Below are 20,622 nucleotides of genomic sequence, written 5' to 3'. Positions count from 1 at the left end.
ATTCATGGGATGAAACTGAGGACCATGGCCATGCCAGTGCAGGACAACATCCCGGAAGCTCGCATCCTCGTCGTCGACGACGAGACCAACATCGTCGAGCTGCTGTCGGTGAGCTTGAAGTTCCAAGGCTTCGAGGTCCACACCGCGTCCAACGGTCCGGCCGCCCTCGACCTGGCCCGCGAGATGCGCCCCGACGCGATCATCCTCGACGTGATGATGCCCGGCATGGACGGCTTCGGATTGCTGCGCCGGCTGCGCGCCGACGGGATCGAGGCGCCGGCGCTGTTCCTGACTGCTCGTGATTCTCTGCAGGACAAGATCGCCGGGCTGACCCTCGGCGGCGACGACTACGTGACCAAACCGTTCAGCCTCGAAGAGGTGGTGGCGCGGCTGCGGGTGATCCTGCGCCGCGCAGGCGGCGGGGTGCAGGAGCCGCGCACCTCGCGGCTGAAGTTCGCCGACATCGAGCTCGACGAGGACACCCACGAGGTGTGGAAAGCCGGCGAGCCGGTGTCGCTGTCGCCCACGGAGTTCACTCTGCTCCGGTACTTCATCATCAACGCCGGCACCGTGCTGTCGAAGCCGAAGATCCTCGATCACGTCTGGCGGTACGACTTCGGCGGCGACGTCAACGTCGTCGAGTCCTACGTGTCGTATCTGCGCCGCAAGATCGACACCGGGGACAAGCGTCTGCTGCACACCCTGAGGGGTGTGGGGTATGTACTTCGCGAACCCCGGTGACAATGGGGGTGTGCCCCAGATCAGACGCGGGATCCCGCTTCGGGTAGGACTGGTCGCAGCGATGTTGCTGCTGGTCGGTTGTGGTCTGCTGGCGTCCGGCGTCGCGGTGACCACGATCATGCATCACACGCTCATCAACCGTGTCGATGACACGTTGCGGGACGCCTCCCGCGGCTGGGCGCAGGTGCCCAGGCAGTCGCCCGCCGATCCCGAGGACCAAGGCCCCAATCCGGGCCGGCCCCCGTCGGACTACTACGTGCGGGTCATCGAACCGGGCGGCACCGCGTGGGTCGCGGTCAACGACCGCGACGCCGAGCCCGCCCTGCCCGCCGACAACGACGTCGGTCCAGAACCGGTGACGGTCGGCAGCGTCGGTGACCCTGCGGCGGAATGGCGCGCGATGACCGTGCCGGGCACCGGAGGCGAGCTCACCACCGTCGCGATCGACCTCTCCGACGTGAAGTCCACGACCCGCGCCTTGGTCGCCGCGCAGGTGGGTATCGGTGTCGCGGTGCTGCTCGTGCTCGGCATCGTCGGGTACGCGGTGGTGCATCGCAGCCTGCGCCCGCTCGCCGAGGTCGAGCAGACCGCCGCCGCGATCGCCGCGGGGCAGCTGGACCGCCGCGTTCCCGAACGGGATCCCCGCACCGAGGTCGGCCGGCTCTCCCTGGCCCTGAACGGCATGCTGGCGCAGATCCAGCGCGCGATGGCGTCGTCGGAGTCCTCGGCGGACCAGGCGCGCGAGTCCGAGGACCGGATGCGCCGATTCATCACCGACGCCAGCCATGAACTGCGCACACCGCTGACCACGATCCGCGGCTTCGCCGAACTGTATCGCCAGGGTGCGGCTCGGGACGTGGAGATGCTGATGGGCCGCATCGAAAGTGAATCCCGGCGGATGGGCCTGCTGGTGGAGGACCTGCTGCTGCTGGCCCGTCTCGACGCGCAGCGGCCGTTGGAGCAGCGCCGCGTGGATCTGCTCGCCCTCGCCAGCGACGCCGTGCACGACGCCCAGTCCATCGCGCCGCGCCGGCCGATCCGCATGGAGGTGTTCGACGGCCCGGGCACGCCGGAGGTACTCGGCGACGAGGCGCGGCTGCGTCAGGTGCTCTCCAATCTGGTCGCCAACGCGCTCCAGCACACGCCCGAGACGGCCGCGGTCACGATCCGGGTCGGCACCGACGGGGACTCCGCCGTCCTCGAGGTGCGCGACGAAGGGCCGGGGATGAGTGTCGAGGACGCCCAGCGGGTGTTCGAACGCTTCTACCGTGCAGACTCCTCGCGGGCGCGCGCCAGCGGCGGGACCGGCCTGGGGCTGTCGATCGTCGACTCGCTGGTCTACGCCCACGGTGGCACGGTGGGTGTGACCACCGCGCCGGGACGGGGCTGCACGTTCCGGGTCAGCCTGCCCCGCATCGCGGAGGCCGCCGAAGCCACCGAGGGCCGGATGCCCGCCTCGGTCGACGCCCCGGTCAGCTGAGCTCGGCCAGCGCCGCCTTGATGCGGCGTTGCGCGTCGTCGAGCGATTCCGGCGACGGATCGTTGTCGACGTTCGCGAACCCGAAGTCGGCCAGGTCGCGTGCCGGGAAGACGTGCACGTGCAGATGCGGCACCTCGAGACCGGCGATGATGACACCGGAACGTTCGGTGTCGAAGGCCTTACACACCGCCCTGCCGATCAGCTGACAGACTTCCATCACGCGGGCGAACTCAGCGGCGTCGATGTCCTGCCAGTTGTCGATCTCGGCGCGCGGCACCACCAGCGTGTGGCCTGGGGTCATCGGCTGGATGGTCAGGAACGCCACCACGTCGTCGTCTTCGTAGACGAATCGGCCCGGCAGCTCGCCGTTGATGATCTTGGTGAAGACGGTCGCCATGGCACCGAGCATTCCATAGCCTGGCCGCATGCTGGGTTTGATGCAGGACCGACCATTGTTGATTTCGTCGCTGATCGACTACGCCGCGGCGTTCCACGGGGACGCGGAGATCGTCTCGCATGTGCCTGAAGGTCCCAAGGGCACTGTGCGGCGTTCGTCGTGGCGTGAGGTCGGCGAAGTGTCCAAGCAGGTCGCCAACGCGCTGAGCGAGTGGGGCGTGGAAGCCGGCGACCGCGTCGCCACGCTCGCCTGGAACAGCGACCGCCACCTTGCGCTGTACTTCGGGGTATCGGGGTCGGGCGCGGTGATGCACACGGTCAACCCGCGGTTGTTCCGTGAGCAGATCGCGTACATCATCAACCATGCCGAAGATCGAATCCTGTTCTTCGACATCACGTTTGCGTCGCTGGTTGCCGAGCTGGCACCCGAGCTGACCACCGTGGTCACCTATGTCGCCATGACCGACCGCGACCACATGCCCGAGGTGCCCGGGTTGCCCGAAGGCGCCCTGCTGTGCTGGGACGACGTCATCGGACGCCAGTCCACCCACTACGACTGGCCGGAGTTCGACGAGCGCAGCGCGTCGTCGCTGTGCTACACCTCGGGCACCACCGGTAATCCCAAAGGTGTTCTGTACTCACATCGTTCGACGATGCTGCACACCCTGATGGCCGCGGCGCGCGATGCCAACGACGTGCACAGCGGATCGGTGATCCTGCTCGTGGTGCCGATGTTCCACGCCAACGCTTGGGGCACCCCCTACACCGCCGCGATGGTGGGCGCCAAGCTGGTGCTGCCCGGTCCTCACCTCGACGGCGAGTCGGTGTATGAGTTGATGAAAGCCGAAGGGGTGAACCAATCCCAGGGTGTCCCGACGGTGTGGATGATGCTGTTCTCCTACCTCGACGCCCATCCGGAGATCGACCCCCACGAACTCGGGCTGCGCATCGCCGGCACCGGCGGAGCGGCGCTGCCGCTGTCTATGATCGAGCGCTTCGAGAAGGACTTCGGCGCGCAGGCCATGCAGGGGTGGGGGATGACCGAGACCTCCCCGCTGTGCGTGATCGGCCGGCTGCTGCCCAAGCACGAGGGACTCTCCCCGGCCGAGAAGAACCAGATCCTGCTCAAGCAGGGGCGGGGCATCTGCGGGGTCGAGTTGAAGATCGTCGACGACGAGGGCAACCGGTTGCCCTGGGACGGTAAGGCTTTCGGTGAGGTGTGGCTGCGCGGGCCGTGGATCGCCAGCGGCTACTACCGTGGCGAGGGCGGGGAGAAGCTCGACGCGGAAGGGTTCTTCCCGACCGGCGATGTGGCGACCATCGACCCCGACGGCTACCTGCAACTGGTCGACCGCGCCAAGGACGTGATCAAGTCCGGGGGCGAGTGGGTGAGCTCGATCGACCTGGAGAACGCCGCGCTGGGCCACCCGGCGGTGGCCGAAGCCGCGGTGATCGGGGTGCCGCACCCGAAATGGCAGGAGCGGCCGCTGCTGGTGGCCGTGTTGCGCAAGGGCCACAACGCGACCCGGCAGGACATCCTCGATTATCTGGCCGGTGAGGTCGTCAAGTGGTGGCTGCCCGACGACGTCGTCTTCGTCGACGAGCTGCCCCACACCGCGACCGGCAAGATCCTCAAGCTCGAGCTGCGAAAGCAGTACCGCGACCACGAGCTGCCCGGCGTCAGCTCCTGACGTGCTCTGAGACTTTCTGGGAGATCTCGGCCACGGTCCACGGCGGTGAGTCGTGGTGGTCGCGGTACGCCACGATCTGCGGGGTGGGCCGGTCGAAGCGACCGACGAATCCGCCTGCGGCGATGAAGATCTGGCCGGTGATGTCGGCGGCGCGGTCACCGACCAGATAGGCATACGTGGATGCTGCGTACTCCGGCGGCGCGGCGTCCAGGGCGCCGGCCAGGCTGACGTCGTCGAGCAGACCACGCCGGTTCAACTCGGTGATGTGCGCCTCGTAGTCCGGCCCGCTGGACAGGCGCGTCCTGGCTCCCGGGCAGACCACGTTCGCGCGCACCCCGTGTTCGGCCAGTTCGGCGGCGATGGCCAGGGTCAGGCTGTTCACGGCGCCTTTGCCGGCCGGGTATCCGGTACCGCCGTAGTCGCCGAGGAACGCGAACGATCCGGTGTTGACGATGGCCCCCGAACCTTGTCGCGCCATCAGCGGCGCCGCGGCCCGGCACGTTTGGAAGACCGTGCCCAGGTGGGCGTCGAGCAGCTCCTGGAACTGCGCGCCGGTGACGGTGAGGATCGACGATCCCGCCGGTTCCGCCGTGCCGGCACAATTGACCAGGATGTCGATGCGGCCGAATTCCTGCACACACCGTGCGATCAACGCGTCCGCGATCGCGGGGTCCGCCGGCGAGCCGGCACACCCGAGGGCCCCGCTGATACCGCCCGCTGCCTCGTCGACGGCGTCAGGATCCCGGCCGTTGACGACGACGCCGGCGCCGAGGTCGGCCAACAGGGCCGCCACCGCCCGCCCGATCCCGCGTGTGCCGCCGACGACGACGGCAGCGCGGCCGGACAGCTCAGCGCTGATGCGTGGTTCCCGCTTCGGTGAACGTCATCGCGTCCATGTTCCAGTACCCGCGCAGGTTGGTGATCAGACCCGCGTCGTCCACCCGATAGGTGAACGCACCACGGACCGTCGCGACGAATCCGTTCGGAAACGTCGTCTCCAACACCAGGATGTAGGCGATCTCCGTCGGACTGCTCGACGGGAACGTCTCCTCGCAGGTGATGCGGAGCCGGTTCGGCCCGATGTTCGTGTCGAAGAAGGCCGACACGGCCTCCTTGCCGCGCACACCGGTGCCGTCGGGATTGGTGACGGCCTCGCCGATCGGATCCTCGATCACGATGTCGTCGCTCATCAGCGCCAACCAACCCTCGCGGTCGCCGCTCTGCACGCAGCGCCACGACGCCTGCGATGCGGCGACCACCGGTGCCAACGCTGCCTCGGTCACCACGGTCTACCGATCGGCGTCGGTGTAGCGGATCACGCCGCGGATGTTCCTGCCCTCGAGCATGTCCCGGTACCCGTCGTTGATCTGCTCGAGCTTGTACTGGCGGGTCACCATGTCGTCGAGATTCAGCCGGCCCGCCTTGTACATCGACAGCAGCTGCGGGATGTCGAAGTGCGGGTTGCCGCCGCCGAAGATGGTGCCCTGCAGGTTCTTCTGCAGCAGGGTCAGCATCGACAGGTTCAGCGTGACGTCGGAGCTCGCCATGTTGGCGACCGCGGTGACGACGCAGGTGCCGCCCTTGGCGGTGATGTTGAGGTAGTTGTCGATCTCCTCACCCTTGAGCTCGCCGGTGGTGATGATCGTCTTCGATGCCATCCGCCCCTGGGTGGTCTCGGCGACGCCCATCATCGCGGCGCCGATGTCGGGGTAGGCGTGCGTGGCGCCGAACTTGAGCGCCTGGTCGCGCTTCCACTCGACCGGGTCGATCGCGAAGATGTTGCGTGCGCCCGCGTTCAGCGCGCCCTGCAGCGCGCCCATGCCGACGCCACCGATACCGGCGATCACCACGTCGTCGCCCGGGCGAACGTTGGCGCTGCGCACCGCCGAGCCGTACCCGGTGGTGACGCCGCAGCCGACGAGGCAGGCCACCTCGAACGGGATCGACGGGTCGATCTTCACCACCGAGCTCTTGTGGACGACCATGTACGGGCTGAAGGTGCCCAGCAGCGTCATCGGAATGACCGGTGTGCCGTCCTTGACCGCGTGGATGCGGTGGGTGTTGTCCGAGACCGCGGTGCCCTGCAGCAGCATCGCGCCCAGGTCGCAGAGGTTGCGCATCCCGGCCTGACATGACGGGCAGGAGCCGCAGGAGGGGATGAACGACAGCACGACGTGGTCACCAGGCTCGAGGCCCTCGACGCCGGGCCCGACCTCGGTGACGATGCCGGCGCCCTCGTGTCCGCCGAGCACCGGGAAGCCCGCCATCGGGATGTCACCGGTGACCAGGTGATGGTCCGAGTGGCACATGCCCGAGGCTTCCATCTGGATCTTGACCTCGTCCTTGACGGGGTCGCCGATCTCGATCTCCTCGATCGACCAGGGCTGGTTGAACTCCCAGATCAGGGCGCCTTTGGTCTTCATATCTCCTGCTTTCGACGAGTGCTCGCACAATCCAGACTAGAGGCTCTAGTTAGCCACATCACACCACCCCCAAGCAACTGCTTGGTGGTGCGCTCACCAGATCGGGACGGGAGCTTCACCGATCGGGTAGTAGCCGGGCAGTTTCTCGCCGGCCAGCGAGCGTTCGATGCGCTTCTGCATGGTCGGGGTCAGGTCGCCGGATTCGATGAGGTTCATGAAGGCCTTCTGCACGTGGCCGAAGTCGAAGAAGTCCCGCTGCCACTCGATCAGCAACTGGTCGTTCAGCCGGAACCAGCTGCCGCCGATGCCGTAGATCTCGTCGCTGCTGCCGTCGCTCTTGTGGGCGATCTGCTTCCAGAAGCCGACGATCTCGTTCTGTTTGTCGTCGATGAGCACCTTCTGGTACTCGTACACCCAGTTCTCCAGGCCTTCCATCTCCAGACCCAGTGCCACATCGCGGATCTCGCTCTTGTTGACGCACATGACGTCTTCTTTGGGCCCGATGTTCCAGCCGTAGGTCGCGTCCTCGGTGTAGAACTCGGCCAGCGGCTTCCAGTCGCCCGCGGCTTCGGCGGCACGGTTGGCGTCCAGCCAGCGTTGCACCCAGTCTTCCAGTTGTTCGCGGGACGCCATCGTCACTCCTTCGTGTCGGTGAGGGAAAGGGCTCGGGTAGGGCACATCTCGACGGCGAGCTCGACCGCCTCGCGCAGCTCGTCGGGGGGTTCTGCATCGAGGATCTCGACCGCGCCGCGCTTGGGCACCCGAAACACGTCGGGCGCCTCCAGTTCGCACATGGCGTGCCCCTGGCAGAGGTCCTCGTCGAGTTCGACGCGATAGGACCCCATCAGGGCCTCACCCGCCTGCGGTAGCGCACCTTCGCCGGCTGGGCCAGCTGCACCACCATCTTCGAGTGGTCGTTGCGGTAGGTCTCCGGCGGCTGCGCCATCTCGAACTCGTACTCGCGCAGCAAGACCGAGAAGATCGCCTTGATCTGCATCTGTGCGAACGCGGCCCCCACGCAACGATGTTTGCCCGCGCCGAAGGGAATCCACGTCCACCGGTTGACGAGATCTTCCTGGCGGGGCTTCTGGTAGCGGTCGGGGTCGAAGGTGTCGGGATTCGGGAAGTCCTCGGGGATTCGGTTCGAGATGGCCGGCGAGGCGGCCACCATCTGCCCGGTGTGGATCGGGCGCCCCGCCACCTCGAACTCGTCCTGCGCGACGCGCATCAGGATGATCAGCGGCGGATGCAGGCGCAGCGTCTCCTTGAGGGAGTTGTCCAGCTTCGGGATCTGGCGCAGCGCATGGAAACTCACTTCTTGGCCGTCGGCGTAGAGCTCGTCGAGCTCGGTCTGCACCTGGGCGTACACCTGCGGGTTGCGTAGCAGTTCGATCAGGGTCCACGATGACGTGCCCGAGCTGGTGTGATGCCCGGCGAACATCAGCGAGATGAACATGCCGGTGACCTCGTTGGCGGTGAACCGCGGATTGCCCTGGTCGTCTTTGATCGAGACCAGCACGTCGAGCAGGTCTCGGTCCTCTTTGCCCTTCGGCGGGTCGGCGATCCGCCCGTTCATGATCTCCTGTACCAGCGCAACGAGTTTCACGCGCGACTCGTCGCGGATACGGAAGCTGTCGATGTCGAGGTACGGGTCGACGTAGCAGAGAGGATCGGTTCCGCGCTCGAGCTGGTGGTAGTACTCGGCGAAGCGCGAGTCCAGCTGGTTGCGGAACTTCAGACCGATCAGGCACGCCGTCGACGTGTAGATGGTCAACTCCGAGAAGAAGTCGAGCAGCTCGATCTCCCCTTCGTCGCCCCAGTTCTCGATCATCCGGCGGACTTCGTTCTCGATCGTCGCGGCGTGGCCCTTCATCTGCTCGCCACGCAGCGCGGTGTTGTGCAGCATCTCCGCACGCCGTTCCGGATCGGCGTCGAACACGACGCCCTCCCCGAAGATCGGCGTCATGAACGGGTAGGCCTCGGCCTGGTTGAGCTCGCTGTCGCTGGACCGGAAGAAGAATTCGTTGGCCTCGGCGCCCGAGAGCATGACGACCTGCTTGCCCGCGAGCTGGAACCATCCGACGTCACCGCACTCGTCGCGCAGGCGCTGCATCAAACCGATCGGGTCGGTGCGGAACTCCTCGAGGTGGCCGTGTTCTTCCTCGCCTCCCGACACGCGGGGAACCGCCGTCGTCGTGGTCATGTGAGGTTCTCCTCGTTCAGCGTCAGCCGCTGGCGACTCGTGGTCTGGGTCAGCGGCGCTTCGGGCTGCAGCTCCATGTTCGCGATGAAGCCGCCGCGTGGTGTCTCGGCGACGAACGTGATGGCGCGTGCGAGATCGGCTGCGCGCAGGAAGTAATCGTGGCGGGCCTGGCCCCACTTGGCCCAGTCCTCCAGAGCCGGCCCGATCAGCTCGGCGGGCAGGCTCCAGCCCATGCCCGTCTTCGTGGGTCCGGGGTGCACGATCGACGCGCGCACGCCGGTGCCCTCGAGTTCCATCTGGTAATTGGTGACCATCGCGACCAGCGCCGCCTTTGCCGCACCGTACGCGCCCATGTGAGGTCGTTGCCGCAGTGCCACATCGGATCCCACGAAGATGAGATCGCCGCGTTGCCGGTCCAGCATGCCCGGCAGCACGGCGGTGGCCACCCGGTTGGCGCCGATCAGGTGGATCTGGATCTGCGATTCGAACTGCTCGGTGCTGATCGAGTCGAGCTTGCCGAAGTAGGTGTCGCCGGCACCGGCCACCAGTACCTCGATGTCGCCGAGCTCGGCGGTGGTCTGCTCGACGCAGGCCTTCACCGAATCGGGATCGGTCACGTCGAGGTGTACCGCGATCGCCTCACCGCCGTCGGCGCGGATCTGTCCGACGATCTCCTCGAGCTTTTCGACTCGGCGGGCGCCGAGCGCCACGGGGAAACCGCGCGATGCCAGCTGGACGGCCGTGGCGGCGCCGATACCGGAGGACGCACCGGCGACGAGCGCCGGTCTGCGGTCGGGCAGTGGTTCGAAACGGGGCATCAGCGCACTTTCACGTCGATGGGCAGGTGAGCGAACCCGCGCACGTTGCTCGAGTGGACACGGACGGCGTTGTCCTCGTCGACCTCGAACCCGCGGATTCTGGTGAACAGTTCGGTCAGCGCGACGCGCGCCTCCATGCGTGCCAGGTGGGCACCGAGGCAGAAGTGTGCGCCGCTACCGAAACTCATGAGTTTGGAGCCGATCTCGCGACCGATGACGAAGTCGTCGGGCCGGTCGAACACGCGCTCGTCACGGTGCGCCGAGCCGGGGAGCAGCAGCACGATGTCGCCGTCGGGAATCACGGTGTCGTAGAGCGTGAGCTCCCCGGCGACGGTGCGGGCAAGGATCTGGCTGGACGTGTCGTAGCGCAGTGTCTCCTCGACCCACGGGGCCACCCTGCTCAGATCGTCGTAGACGGGGGCGAGCTGATCGGGATTGCGATGGCCCCAGAAGGCCGCGTTGGCAAGGAGTTTGGTGGTGGTCTCGTTGCCGGCGATCACCATCAGGAACATGAACCCGAGGATCTCGTCGTCGGTCAGGCGATCCCCGTCGATCTCGGCCTCCAGGAGCGCGGAGGTGAGGTCGTCGGTGAGCTGCGACCGTCGTCGGGCGACCATGTCCTGGTAGTAGACGATGAGGTTCAGCGATGCCTCGACCGCCGCGGGCGGCACGTCCGTCACGCCCTCGTCGCGGTGCATCACACCGTCGGCCCATGCCCGCACTTGCGCGCGGTCGGCCTCGGGTACGCCCATCAGCTCGGAGATCACGTCCATCGGCAGCTTGCCGGCGAACTCGTCGACGTAGTCGACCGTCTCCCCGCCGGCGGACTTCTCCAGCATCGTGTCCAGGTGCCGGACCGCGATCTCGGTGACGCGGGGTTCGAGTTCGCGAATCCGGCGCGGTGTGAAGCCTTTCGAGACCAGGGTGCGCAGCCGCAGATGAGCGGGATCGTCCATGGCGAGGAACGACATGGTCTTCGACGCGTGCGGACCGCGCGACGCCGGGTCCAGCGAGACGCCGAACTTGTTGGACAGTGACGAGCTGTTACGGAAACCGGTCAGCACATCCTGGTGGCGTGACAGCGCCCAGAATCCCAGGTCCTCGTTGCGGTACAGCGGTGCCTCGTCGCGCAGGCGCTGGTAGTACGGGTACGGATCTTCGTGGAAGGCGTAGTCGTAGGGGTCGAGCAGGATCTCACTGACAGTCATTGGTCGTCTCCGACGATGAGGCCCACCACGTAGCTGAGGCGGTCGGCGATCTGGTGGTAGGTGAAGGCGCCGCTGCCCGCATTGACCAGCGCGCCGAAGAACGTCATCTCCAGCGCGGCCAATGTGCGTGGATCGGCGTCCGGGCCGACGGCGGAGCGGATGCGACGGTGGATCTCGGCGCCGATCCGGTCCCGCACGGTCAGCACCGCCGGGTCGCCGCCCGACAGCAGCGCCGTGGTGCACGCCGCCGCCACCTCGGGCTCGTCGGCGACCGTCAACGCCAGGGCGCGCAACGTCTTCTCGACCCGGTCGGCGGTGCTGTCGTTGACATCGGTGAAGTACTCGACCTGACGGACCAGATCGAGGTAGATCTCCGCGATCAGGTGGTTCTTCGACGAGAAGTAGGTGTAGGCGGTGGCCGGAGCCACCTTCGCGCGCGCGGCGACCGCGCGCACGGTCAACTCCGCATACGACGACTCCCGCAACATCACCAGGCCGGCGTCGAGCACCTTGCGAAAGGTCTCCTCCTGTCGCCGGTTGCGCCGGGAGGCCCGGTCCGCGCCGGAGATCGCGGTGACGGCATCGCTGGACACATGTCCAACGTATCGGAATCCTGCCCCAGCAGGCAAGCCTTCGGTGAAAAGACCTGACAGAGAGCACGTTCGGTCGATGCGTCGGCACGTTCTTGCCTGCCGACGGCCGCGACGCTATGGTGCCTCGAAGGGCGATGTCAGACAGTTGTCCAGGAATCAGACAGGGAGTGCGGATGGGAATCTCGGCCGATCGCGAGAGCGCATTGCTGATCGACGGCAAGCTCGTCGCCGGCAGCGGTGGCGTGTTCCCGACGATCAACCCCGCCACCGAAGAGGTCCTCGGGGTGGCGGCCGACGCGGGCGCCGATGACATGAGCGCCGCGATCGGTGCGGCTCGGCGCGCGCTCGACGAGACCGGCTGGTCTACGGACGTCGAGCTGCGGGTGCGGTGTCTGCGGCAACTGCAGCAGGCCATGCGCGACAACATCGACGAGCTGCGCGAACTGACGATCGCCGAGGTCGGTGCGCCGCGGATGCTGACGGCGGCCGCCCAGCTCGAGGGACCCGTCGAGGACCTCAGCTTCTGCGCCGACACCGCCGAGTCCTACTCCTGGACAACCGATCTGGGAATCGCCGCACCGATGGGAATCAAGACCCGGCGCACCATCGCCCGCGAGGCCGTCGGCGTCGTCGGCGCGATCACACCGTGGAACTTCCCCCACCAGATCAACCTGGCCAAGGTGGGCCCGGCGCTGGCCGCGGGAAACACGTTGGTGCTCAAGCCCGCTCCCGACACTCCTTGGGCCGCAGCGGTCCTCGGCGAACTGATCACCGAGCACACTGACTTCCCGGCGGGGGTGGTCAACATCGTCACTTCCAGCGACCACGGCGTCGGCGCGCTGCTGTCCCGTGACCCCAGGGTGGACATGGTGTCGTTCACCGGTTCCACCGCGACCGGGCGCGCTGTGATGTCCGACAGCGCCGCCACCCTGAAGAAGGTGTTCCTCGAACTCGGCGGCAAGTCGGCGTTTCTCGTCCTCGATGATGCCGACCTGGCCGGGGCGTGCTCGATGGCGGCGTTCACCGCGTCGATGCATGCCGGCCAGGGATGCGCGATCACCACTCGGTTGGTCGTTCCCCGCGACCGGTACGACGAGGCGGTCGAGGCGGCAGCCGCCACCATGGGTGGTCTCAAACCCGGCGACCCGACCAAGAAGAGCACGATCTGCGGCCCGGTGATCTCCGAGCGTCAACGCGACCGAGTGCAGGGTTATCTCGACAAAGCGGTCGCCGAGGGTGGCCGATTCGCCTGTGGCGGCGGCCGACCCGCGGACCGCGACACCGGATTCTTCATCGAACCGACGGTGATCGCCGGGCTGGACAACACCTCCACGGTGGCGCGTGAGGAGATCTTCGGCCCGGTGCTGACGGTCATCGCCCACGACGGCGACGACGACGCCGTGCGCATCGCGAACGACTCGCCGTACGGGTTGTCGGGCACGGTGTTCTCCGCCGACGAGGACCGCGCGGCCGCGGTCGCCGCCCGGATGCGCGTAGGCACGGTCAACGTCAACGGCGGGGTCTGGTATTCGGCCGACATGCCGTTCGGCGGGTACAAGCAATCCGGAATCGGCCGGGAGATGGGGCTCGCCGGTTTCGAGGAGTACCTCGAGATCAAAGCCATTGCGACAGCGGCGAACTAAGGAGACGTGCATGGGACTCTACGGAGATCAGTTCCAGGACAAGGTGGCCATCGTCACCGGTGCCGGCGGCGGCATCGGGCAGGCCTATGCCGAGGCGCTCGCCCGCGAGGGCGCGGCCGTCGTGGTCGCCGACATCAACAGCGAGGGCGCTCAGAAGGTCGCCGACGGGATCACCGGCGAGGGAGGCACCGCACTGGCCGTGCGCGTCGACGTCTCCGACCCCGAGTCCGCCAAAGAGATGGCAGCACAGACGCTCTCGGAGTTCGGTGGGATCGATTACCTGGTCAACAACGCGGCGATCTTCGGCGGCATGAAGCTGGACTTCCTCGTCACCGTCGACCCCGAGTACTACCGCAAGTTCATGAGCGTGAACCTCGACGGCGCGCTGTGGTGCACCCGCGCGGTGTACCGCAAGATGGCCAAGCGCGGTGGCGGGGCGATCGTCAACCAGTCGTCGACCGCCGCATGGCTGTACGCGAACTTCTACGGACTGGCCAAAGTGGGCATCAACGGGCTGACCCAGCAGCTCTCGCGTGAGCTGGGTGGCCAGAACATCCGCATCAACGCGATCGCACCCGGGCCCATCGACACCGAGGCCAACCGCACCACCACCCCGCAGGAGATGGTCGCCGACATCGTCAAGAACATCCCGCTGTCCCGGATGGGTCAGCCCGACGACCTCGTCGGAATGTGCCTGTTCCTGTTGTCGGATCAGGCGAAGTGGATCACGGGGCAGATCTTCAACGTCGACGGCGGACAGATCATCCGCTCATGACCGAGCCGCGGCTGGGCTACATCGGGCTGGGTAACCAGGGTGCCCCGATGGCGAAGCGACTGGTCGGCTGGCCGGGTGGGCTGATCGTGTTCGACGTGCGGACCGACGCCATGACGCCGTTGGCCGAAGCCGGTGCTTCCCTGGCCGATCGCGTGGCGGACGTCGCTGCCGCCGACGTCATCAGCGTCACCGTCCTGACCGACGCGCAGGTGCGCGACGTCGTCGCCGAACTCGCCGACCACGCCCGCCCCGGCACGGTGATCGCGATCCACTCGACCATCGAGCCCGACACCGCGCCCGAGCTCGCAGAGAAGGTGAAAGACAGGGGCATTCACATCGTCGACGCCCCGGTCAGCGGCGGGGCGGGCGCCGCCGACAAAGGCGAGCTGGCCGTCATGGTCGGTGCCGACGACGACGCCTACGACATCGTCAAACCGGTGTTCAATCAGTGGGCCTCGATGGTGGTCCGCGCCGGTGAACCCGGTGCGGGCACGCGGATGAAAGTCGCCCGCAACATGCTGACCTTCGTCGGCTTCGCGGCTGCGTTCGAAGCGCAGAGGCTGGCCGAAGCAGCAGGCATTGATCTGCAGAAGCTGGGCCGGGTCGTCCGCCACAGCGACGCACAGAGCGGCGGCCCCGGCGCGATCATGGTGCGCGACGACCTCGGGCCGCTGGCCCCCGACCATTGGCTCCACCAGATGTTCAGTCACACCCGGGGGCTGGCCGACAAGGATCTGCGGCTGGCGCTGAAGATGGGTGAGGCGGTCGGCGTGGAGCTGCCGCTGGCGCAGATCGCCCTGCGCGACATGGCTGCGGGACTCGGCTTGTCCCGTCTGAACCCGACTGAACAGGAGTGAGCGACATGGACGAGCTGCGCCGCAGGGGCCTGGAGAAGATGAACGAGGTCTACGGCTGGGAGATGCCCGACATGCCGGGCGACTACTTCGCTCTGACCGCGGATCACCTGTTCGGCACGATCTGGTCGCGGCCGGGTCTGTCGATGCGCGACAAGCGCATCATGACGCTGACCGTGGTGACCGCGCTGGGGATCACCGATTTGGCCGAGATCCAGACGAATGCGGCGCTGGCCAACGACGAGCTCAGCGAAGACGAGCTCAAGGAGATGGCGATCTTCCTGACGCACTATCTCGGCTTTCCGCTGGGCTCCAAGTTCGACGGCGTGGTGACCAAGGTGGCCAAGCAGCGTCGCAAGGCCGCGCAGGCCGGCGGCGGCGAGGACAAGAAGGCCAACATGGATGCGGCATTGCAGATGCACTCCGGGAGTACCTCGCATGAGCAGTAGGTACGCCCATCTCACCCGCGAGCAGCTCGCCGTCCTCGTGCCCGAGCTGCTGCTCATCGGGCAGATGATCGACCGCTCCGGAATGGCCTGGTGCATCAGCAATTTCGGGCGCGAAGCCATGCTCGAGATCGCCATCGAGGAGTGGATGGGCGCGAGCCCCATCTACACCCGCCGGATGCAGAAGGCGCTGCGTTACGAGGGCACCGACGTCATCACGATCTTCAAAGGTCTGCAGCTCGACATCGGCGCTCCACCGCAGTTCATGGACTTCCGGTACACCGTGCACGATCGCTGGCACGGCGAGTTCCACCTCGACCACTGCGGAGCGCTGCTCGACGTCGAGCCGATGGGGGAGGACTACGTGCGCGGCATGTGCCACGACATCGAAGACCCCACCTTCGACGCGACCGCGGTTGCGACCAACCGCAGGGCGCAGATCCGCCCCATCCACCGGCCGCCACGGACGCCCGCCGACCGTCACCCGCACTGCGCGTGGACCGTGACCATCGACGACTCCCACCCCGAGGTCGCCGACCATCCGGTGCTCGAGGTGATCGCGGGCACGCACGCGGCGCGCACCGAACTCGACCCGATCGACCCCGCCGACGCGGGGAGCAGTGATTACTCTGGAAACCTGTTGTCGGACTTCGACTTCGGCGCGTTCTCTCATTCGGCGCTGGTGCGGATCGCTGACGAGGTCTGTCTGCAGATGCACCTGCTGAACCTCTCGTTCGTGATCGCGGTGGGTGCGCGCGCAGGCGCCGATCAGGCACTGGCCACCGAGATCTGCACCAAACAGCTCACCGGGGTCGCCGGACTGGCCGCCGAGCGCATCCACCGCGCGCTGGAGCTGCCTGCCGGCATCGATGGCACCGTGGAGATGCTGCGTCTGCACCCGATGCTCAACCCGACCGCGTACGTGCAGGCCGACTTCGGACCGGATTCGGTAGAAGTTCGGCGCTCGCCGGCGCATGAGGACGGCGCATGGGTGTCGCTCGTCCATCCCGACGAGCGTCGCCCGCTGCAGGCCGCGGTCGCCGCGGTCGATCCTCACCTCGACGTGGAGGTGGCCGGTGCCCGCTCCGACTGGACCGCACGGGTGGTGCGTCGCGACACGCCGGCCCGCGAGCTCGGCGAGGTGGCGGTGGTCAAGATCAGTGGGGGAGCTTCTTTCGAGTTCCAGCCGAGGCGGTCGCTGCCGCTGACGGTGGTGTAGCGCTCAGCGCGCCGCCCACCCACCGGCGCAGATAGCTGCGCAGCGCCGCGCCGCGTCGCGGGGGGCGGCCCGGGTCGATCACGAACGACTGGATGACCCGCAGCAGGTGCTCGGCGAGTTCGTCGAGATCGTCGTCGCGGTAGCCGTGGGCGGCCCAGTCGACGTCGAGCCTGCCGATCATGTCGCGACCGAACTGCAGTGCGACGTCCGAGGTCACCGATTCGGCGTGGGTCGTGCCGCCCGGAACGAGCAGCAACCCGATGTACTTCTCCCGCGGCAACCACTCCAGCGCGGTGGCGACCGCTTCGGTGACTGCCTCGGCCGGGCCGGAGATGCCGGCGACGTGCACGGCCAGCCGCTGGAGGAATCCGTCGACGGCGCGGACCGCGGCCGCCACCAGCAGCGCCTCGGTGCTGGGGAAGTACCGGTACACCGTCTGCCGGGTCACCCCGACGGAGCGGGCGACGTCGGAGATGGAGAACTCGGCCCCGTGGTCCTCGATGGCCTTGCCCGCCGCGGCCAGGATGCGCCCGATGGCCTCCTCGTCGGAGGCCGGTTTGGCTCCTGACCAACCGTGGGTGCGCACGATGGCACCTTAGTCATGCTGAGGCCGGGTCGAGCGGTCGTCAGCGATACGCGACGCGCAACTCCTTCACGCCGTTGATCCACCCCGACCGCAGGCGTTGCGGTTCGGCCACCTTGGTGATGTCCGGAATCTGTTCGGCGATCTGCTCGAAGATGAGCTTGATCTCCATGCGGGCCAGGTTGGCGCCGATGCAGTAGTGGGCGCCGTTGCCGCCGAACGACAGGTGCGGATTCGGGTCGCGGAGGATGTCGAACTCGAAGGGCCGATCGAAGACCTCCTCGTCGAAGTTCGCCGAGCTGTAGAACAACCCCACCCGCTGGCCCTCGCGGATCAGCGTGCCGCCGACCTCCACGTCCTCGGTCGCGGTGCGTTGGAAGCAGTGCACCGGCGTGGCCCAGCGGATAATCTCGTCGACCGCTGTCTGTGGGCGGTCGCGAGTGAACAGCTCCCACTGGTCGGGGTGTTCGAGGAACGCGTTCATGCCGTGGGTCATCGCGTTGCGGGTGGTCTCGTTGCCTGCCACCGCCAGCAGGATGACGAAGAACGCGAACTCGACGTCGGACATGCTGTCGCCGTCCTCACCCAGCGCGTCGGCCTGGACGAGCCGGGTGACGATGTCGTCTGCGGGGCTGGGGGCACCTCCCGCTTGCGGGGGACGCCGCCGCTCCTCGGCCATCGTGTACGCATAGCCCATCAGCTCGGCGTTGGCCGCGACGTGATCGGTCTGGAAATCCGGGTCGTCGGTGTTCATGATCGCGTTGGTCCACTCGAACAACTTCTCCCGGTCCGCTTCGGGCACGCCGATGAGGTCGGCGATCGCCTGCAGCGGCAACGACATGGCGATGTCGTGGACGAAGTCGCCGCCGCCCTTGGCGGCGGCGGTGGCGACGATCTCGCGGGCGGCCGCGGCGAGCTTGTCCTCCAGTGTGGCGATGGCCCGCGGCGTGAACAGGCGCGAGACGATCTTGCGCAGCCGGGTGTGCTCCGGCGCGTCGTGGTTGATCAGCAGCGCCTTGGTCAGCTCCAGCTGATCGGCGGTCACACCCTCGGGTAGCCGCATCACAGCGCCTTTGCGGTTGGTCGACCACAGCGTCCCGTCGCGGGAGATCGCCTTGATGTCGGCGTGGCGGGTGATCACCCAGTACCCGCCGTCGCCGAACACCGACTCGGCCTGCTCGTTCCACCACACCGGCGCGGTCTTGCGCAGTTCGGTGAACTCACGCACCGGCATGCCGTTGACCAGGACATCCGGGTCGGTGAAGTCGTAGCCGGTCGGCAGGAAAGGGCAGCTGGTCATGGTGGCCTCCGAGGTGTGACGTGCGGCACTCCCGTGCGACCATACACCTGATCGGGTAACTGTATGCTCAGTGGTGCGTCGGCGGCGTCGCGGTGCGATTAGGGTGGTCACCTGTGCACGTCCTGGTGATCGGTTCCGGAGCCCGTGAACACGCGCTGCTGCTCGCGCTGCGCCGAGACCCCGAGGTGGACGGACTCTCCGTCGCGCCCGGGAACGCCGGCACCGCCGCGGTCGCCGACCAGTACGACGTCGACGTGACGTCGGCCGACGAGGTCGTCGCGCTGGCCCGGCGGGTGGGGGCGGACCTGGTGGTCGTCGGCCCCGAGGTGCCGCTGGTCCTCGGAGTGGCCGACGCGGTGCGCGCGGCCGGTATCGCCTGCTTCGGTCCCACGCGCGACGCCGCCCGCATCGAAGGCTCCAAAGCATTCGCCAAGGACGTCATGAGCGTTGCCGGGGTGAAGACGGCGACCAGCGAGATCGTCGACAACCCCGGACATCTCGACGCCGCACTCGACCGTTTCGGTCCGCCCGCCGGTGAACAAGCCTGGGTGGTCAAGGACGACGGGCTCGCCGCCGGCAAGGGTGTGGTCGTCACCGCCGATCGTGAGGTGGCCCGCGCGCACGCGGCGAGCCTGCTCGAGGCAGGCCACCCCGTGCTACTCGAATCGTTCCTCGACGGCCCGGAGGTGTCGCTGTTCTGCCTCGTCGACGGCGAGACCGTGGTGCCGCTGCTGCCTGCGCAGGACTCCAAGCGAGTCGGTGACGGGGACACCGGCCCCAACACCGGCGGGATGGGTGCCTACACCCCGCTGCCGTGGCTGCCCGCCGACATGACCACGCGCATCGTCGACGAGATCGTCAGACCCGTTGCCGTGGAACTGGTTCGGCGCGGTAGTGCGTTCTCCGGGCTGCTCTACGCCGGCTTGGCGATCACGTCGAAGGGTCCCGCCGTCGTCGAGTTCAACTGCCGCTTCGGCGATCCCGAGACCCAGGCGGTGCTCGCCCTGCTCGACTCGCCGCTCGCGGCGTTGCTGATGGCCGCCGCCACCGGCGAACTGGCTGCCGCGCCGGCGCCGCGGTGGCGCGACGGCGCCGCCGTGACCGTCGTCGTCGCCGCCGAGAACTACCCGGGCCGGCCTCGGGTCGGTGACGTCATCACCGGTGCCGACGCCGACGGGGTCCTGCACGCAGGCACCGCGCGCCGCGACGACGGCGCACTGGTGTCATCCGGCGGACGGGTGCTCTCGGTGGTGGGCACCGGTGCCGACCTCGCGGCCGCACGCGCCTCGGCCTACGCGACCATCGACGCTATTCGCTTGCCGGGTAGCCACTTTCGCACCGACATCGGGCTGGCCGCCGCGCAGGGCGACATCAGTCTCTAAGCCGTCAGCAGCGGGGCCATCCAGGTCAGCTCCGAACTGAGCTGCGACGACCAGAACGCGGCGTTGTGCCCGCCCGGGGAGAACCCGCCGGCCGGCGGGGTGGGCAACTGGCCGATGAACTGCCGGGTCGCCGCGGCGAACGGGTCGTCGTCGCCGATGTCGATGCGCAACGGGATGCCGGTGAGCCCCGGCAGGCCCCAGACGCTGTTGGCCTCGTAGTCCGCCGCACCGTCGAACGCGCCCGGGGCCGCGGCCCCCGGTGCGGTCCACAGAGCCGGGCTGACCGCACAGATCGCCGCCGTGCGCGCCGCGCCCAGCCGGGCGCCCAGCAGCATGGCGCCGTAGCCGCCCATCGACCACCCGAGGAATCCGACTCGTGAGGTGTCGAGTCCCTGCTCTGCGAGAAGCGGCAGGAACTCGTCGAGCACCATCGCGCCCGGATCATCACCGGAGGCGCGCCGGTGCCAGTACCCGTTGCCACCGTCGACGGCGGCGAGAGCGAACGGGGGCACACCGGCAGCGACCGCATCAGCGAGGAACTGCTCGGCGCCCATCGACATGACCGTGGCAGCGCTGCTGTCCTTGCCGTGCAGCAGGATCACCGGACGCAGCGGTGCCGTCTGGCCGGGCGGCCGGGCGATGATCCAGTTGGTCGGCGCGCCACCGCGCGCCGCAGACGTGAACGTGCCTGCGGCGTACGTCGGCGCCGCGGCGGGCGGCGCGGCGACCGCCGCCGCCCGGGTCAACGCGGACACGGCGGTCACCCCTGCTGCGGTCACGAGTCCGGCCCGGTACCCGAGCCCGAGCATCGCGCGGCGGCTGATCCTCGACATGCGCGTCATCATGCCATCGGCGCCGCAGCGAATT

General features: G+C 67.8%; 22 protein-coding genes. 9 read left to right on the top strand and 13 right to left on the bottom strand.

Annotated features, from left to right (window positions below):
* Nucleotides 1–24: 24 nt before the first annotated feature.
* Nucleotides 25–741: a response regulator transcription factor gene (locus MHN84_RS05060; RefSeq protein WP_241203524.1), complete on the top strand. Its 717-nt coding sequence runs from the start codon at nt 25–27 to the stop codon at nt 739–741.
* A complete protein-coding gene (locus tag MHN84_RS05055) occupies nt 719–2,221 on the top strand; it encodes a cell wall metabolism sensor histidine kinase WalK (RefSeq protein WP_241203523.1) in 1,503 nt (500 codons plus the stop codon). Before MHN84_RS05060 ends, MHN84_RS05055 begins: the two co-directional genes overlap by 23 nt.
* On the opposite strand, the gene MHN84_RS05050 is transcribed toward MHN84_RS05055, so the two are convergent.
* Entirely contained in the window at nt 2,214–2,618 is a 405-nt protein-coding gene (locus MHN84_RS05050; protein WP_241203522.1) for an HIT family protein, read from the bottom strand. The two genes, MHN84_RS05055 and MHN84_RS05050, sit on opposite strands and share 8 nt — an antisense overlap.
* Nucleotides 2,619–2,646: 28 nt before the next feature.
* Here MHN84_RS05050 and MHN84_RS05045 point away from each other — a divergent pair, with 28 nt between their 5' ends.
* Entirely contained in the window at nt 2,647–4,308 is a 1,662-nt protein-coding gene (locus MHN84_RS05045) for a long-chain-fatty-acid--CoA ligase (RefSeq protein WP_241203521.1), read from the top strand.
* Here MHN84_RS05045 and MHN84_RS05040 read toward each other — a convergent pair.
* The 9 genes from MHN84_RS05040 to MHN84_RS05000 all read right to left on the bottom strand — a co-directional run bounded on the left by MHN84_RS05040 (nt 4,298) and on the right by MHN84_RS05000 (nt 11,553).
* The gene (locus MHN84_RS05040) at nt 4,298–5,155 is read right to left on the bottom strand and encodes an SDR family oxidoreductase (protein WP_255729989.1); all 858 of its coding nucleotides are present in this window, start codon (nt 5,153–5,155) and stop codon (nt 4,298–4,300) included. The two genes, MHN84_RS05045 and MHN84_RS05040, sit on opposite strands and share 11 nt — an antisense overlap.
* Nucleotide 5,156: 1 nt before the next feature.
* Entirely contained in the window at nt 5,157–5,591 is a 435-nt protein-coding gene (locus MHN84_RS05035; protein WP_241203519.1) for a nuclear transport factor 2 family protein, read from the bottom strand.
* Between the two features lie 6 nt (nt 5,592–5,597).
* Complete coding sequence (locus MHN84_RS05030; protein ID WP_221351469.1) at nt 5,598–6,731, bottom strand: NDMA-dependent alcohol dehydrogenase; 1,134 nt, start codon at nt 6,729–6,731, stop codon at nt 5,598–5,600.
* A gap of 93 nt (nt 6,732–6,824) precedes the next feature.
* Complete coding sequence (locus MHN84_RS05025) at nt 6,825–7,364, bottom strand: nuclear transport factor 2 family protein (RefSeq protein ID WP_241203518.1); 540 nt, start codon at nt 7,362–7,364, stop codon at nt 6,825–6,827.
* A 2-nt stretch (nt 7,365–7,366) separates the two neighbouring features.
* Nucleotides 7,367–7,576: a ferredoxin gene (locus tag MHN84_RS05020; RefSeq protein WP_241203517.1), complete on the bottom strand. Its 210-nt coding sequence runs from the start codon at nt 7,574–7,576 to the stop codon at nt 7,367–7,369.
* A complete protein-coding gene (locus MHN84_RS05015) occupies nt 7,576–8,934 on the bottom strand; it encodes a cytochrome P450 (RefSeq protein ID WP_241203516.1) in 1,359 nt (452 codons plus the stop codon). The genes MHN84_RS05020 and MHN84_RS05015 overlap by 1 nt, the downstream gene beginning before the upstream one ends.
* On the bottom strand, nt 8,931–9,752 hold the full coding sequence (locus MHN84_RS05010) for an SDR family oxidoreductase (protein WP_241203515.1): 822 nt from the start codon (nt 9,750–9,752) through the stop codon (nt 8,931–8,933). The genes MHN84_RS05015 and MHN84_RS05010 overlap by 4 nt, the downstream gene beginning before the upstream one ends.
* Nucleotides 9,752–10,960 (bottom strand): cytochrome P450, encoded by a 1,209-nt coding sequence (locus tag MHN84_RS05005; protein ID WP_241203514.1) that lies wholly within the window; start codon nt 10,958–10,960, stop codon nt 9,752–9,754. Before MHN84_RS05005 ends, MHN84_RS05010 begins: the two co-directional genes overlap by 1 nt.
* Entirely contained in the window at nt 10,957–11,553 is a 597-nt protein-coding gene (locus MHN84_RS05000; protein ID WP_241203513.1) for a TetR family transcriptional regulator, read from the bottom strand. Before MHN84_RS05000 ends, MHN84_RS05005 begins: the two co-directional genes overlap by 4 nt.
* Nucleotides 11,554–11,726: 173 nt before the next feature.
* On the opposite strand from MHN84_RS05000, the gene MHN84_RS04995 reads away from it, so the two are divergent.
* From MHN84_RS04995 to MHN84_RS04975, 5 genes are read left to right on the top strand one after another with little or no spacing between them, the layout of a single operon-like run.
* Nucleotides 11,727–13,196 carry an aldehyde dehydrogenase gene (locus MHN84_RS04995; protein WP_241203512.1) on the top strand — a complete coding sequence of 490 codons (1,470 nt, stop codon included), beginning with the start codon at nt 11,727–11,729 and terminating at the stop codon, nt 13,194–13,196.
* Nucleotides 13,197–13,206: 10 nt separating this feature from the next.
* A complete protein-coding gene (locus MHN84_RS04990) occupies nt 13,207–13,971 on the top strand; it encodes an SDR family oxidoreductase (protein WP_241203511.1) in 765 nt (254 codons plus the stop codon).
* Nucleotides 13,968–14,828 carry an NAD(P)-dependent oxidoreductase gene (locus tag MHN84_RS04985; protein ID WP_241203510.1) on the top strand — a complete coding sequence of 287 codons (861 nt, stop codon included), beginning with the start codon at nt 13,968–13,970 and terminating at the stop codon, nt 14,826–14,828. The genes MHN84_RS04990 and MHN84_RS04985 overlap by 4 nt, the downstream gene beginning before the upstream one ends.
* Nucleotides 14,829–14,833: 5 nt before the next feature.
* Complete coding sequence (locus tag MHN84_RS04980; protein ID WP_241203509.1) at nt 14,834–15,274, top strand: carboxymuconolactone decarboxylase family protein; 441 nt, start codon at nt 14,834–14,836, stop codon at nt 15,272–15,274.
* Complete coding sequence (locus tag MHN84_RS04975) at nt 15,264–16,490, top strand: hypothetical protein (RefSeq protein ID WP_241203508.1); 1,227 nt, start codon at nt 15,264–15,266, stop codon at nt 16,488–16,490. The genes MHN84_RS04980 and MHN84_RS04975 overlap by 11 nt, the downstream gene beginning before the upstream one ends.
* Here the strand turns inward: MHN84_RS04975 and MHN84_RS04970 are convergent.
* Together MHN84_RS04970 and MHN84_RS04965 are read right to left on the bottom strand one after the other, a co-directional pair.
* The gene (locus MHN84_RS04970) at nt 16,429–17,076 is read right to left on the bottom strand and encodes a TetR/AcrR family transcriptional regulator (protein ID WP_241203507.1); all 648 of its coding nucleotides are present in this window, start codon (nt 17,074–17,076) and stop codon (nt 16,429–16,431) included. The genes MHN84_RS04975 and MHN84_RS04970 overlap by 62 nt on opposite strands.
* A 40-nt stretch (nt 17,077–17,116) precedes the next feature.
* Nucleotides 17,117–18,373, bottom strand: coding sequence for a cytochrome P450 (locus MHN84_RS04965; protein WP_241203506.1), 1,257 nt, complete (start codon nt 18,371–18,373; stop codon nt 17,117–17,119).
* A 113-nt stretch (nt 18,374–18,486) separates the two neighbouring features.
* Between MHN84_RS04965 and purD the strand changes: the two genes are divergently transcribed.
* Nucleotides 18,487–19,755: a phosphoribosylamine--glycine ligase gene (gene purD / locus MHN84_RS04960; RefSeq protein WP_241203505.1), complete on the top strand. Its 1,269-nt coding sequence runs from the start codon at nt 18,487–18,489 to the stop codon at nt 19,753–19,755.
* Here purD and MHN84_RS04955 read toward each other — a convergent pair.
* Nucleotides 19,752–20,600: an esterase family protein gene (locus tag MHN84_RS04955; protein ID WP_241203504.1), complete on the bottom strand. Its 849-nt coding sequence runs from the start codon at nt 20,598–20,600 to the stop codon at nt 19,752–19,754. The genes purD and MHN84_RS04955 overlap by 4 nt on opposite strands.
* Between the last annotated feature and the right edge of the window lie 22 nt (nt 20,601–20,622).

The organism is Mycobacterium sp. PSTR-4-N (assembly GCF_022348085.1).
In the GTDB taxonomy this organism is placed as follows: Bacteria; Actinomycetota; Actinomycetes; order Mycobacteriales; family Mycobacteriaceae; genus Mycobacterium.
The sequence above is the reverse complement of the archived record's forward strand: the minus strand, read 5'-3'. Positions and strand labels throughout refer to the sequence as shown.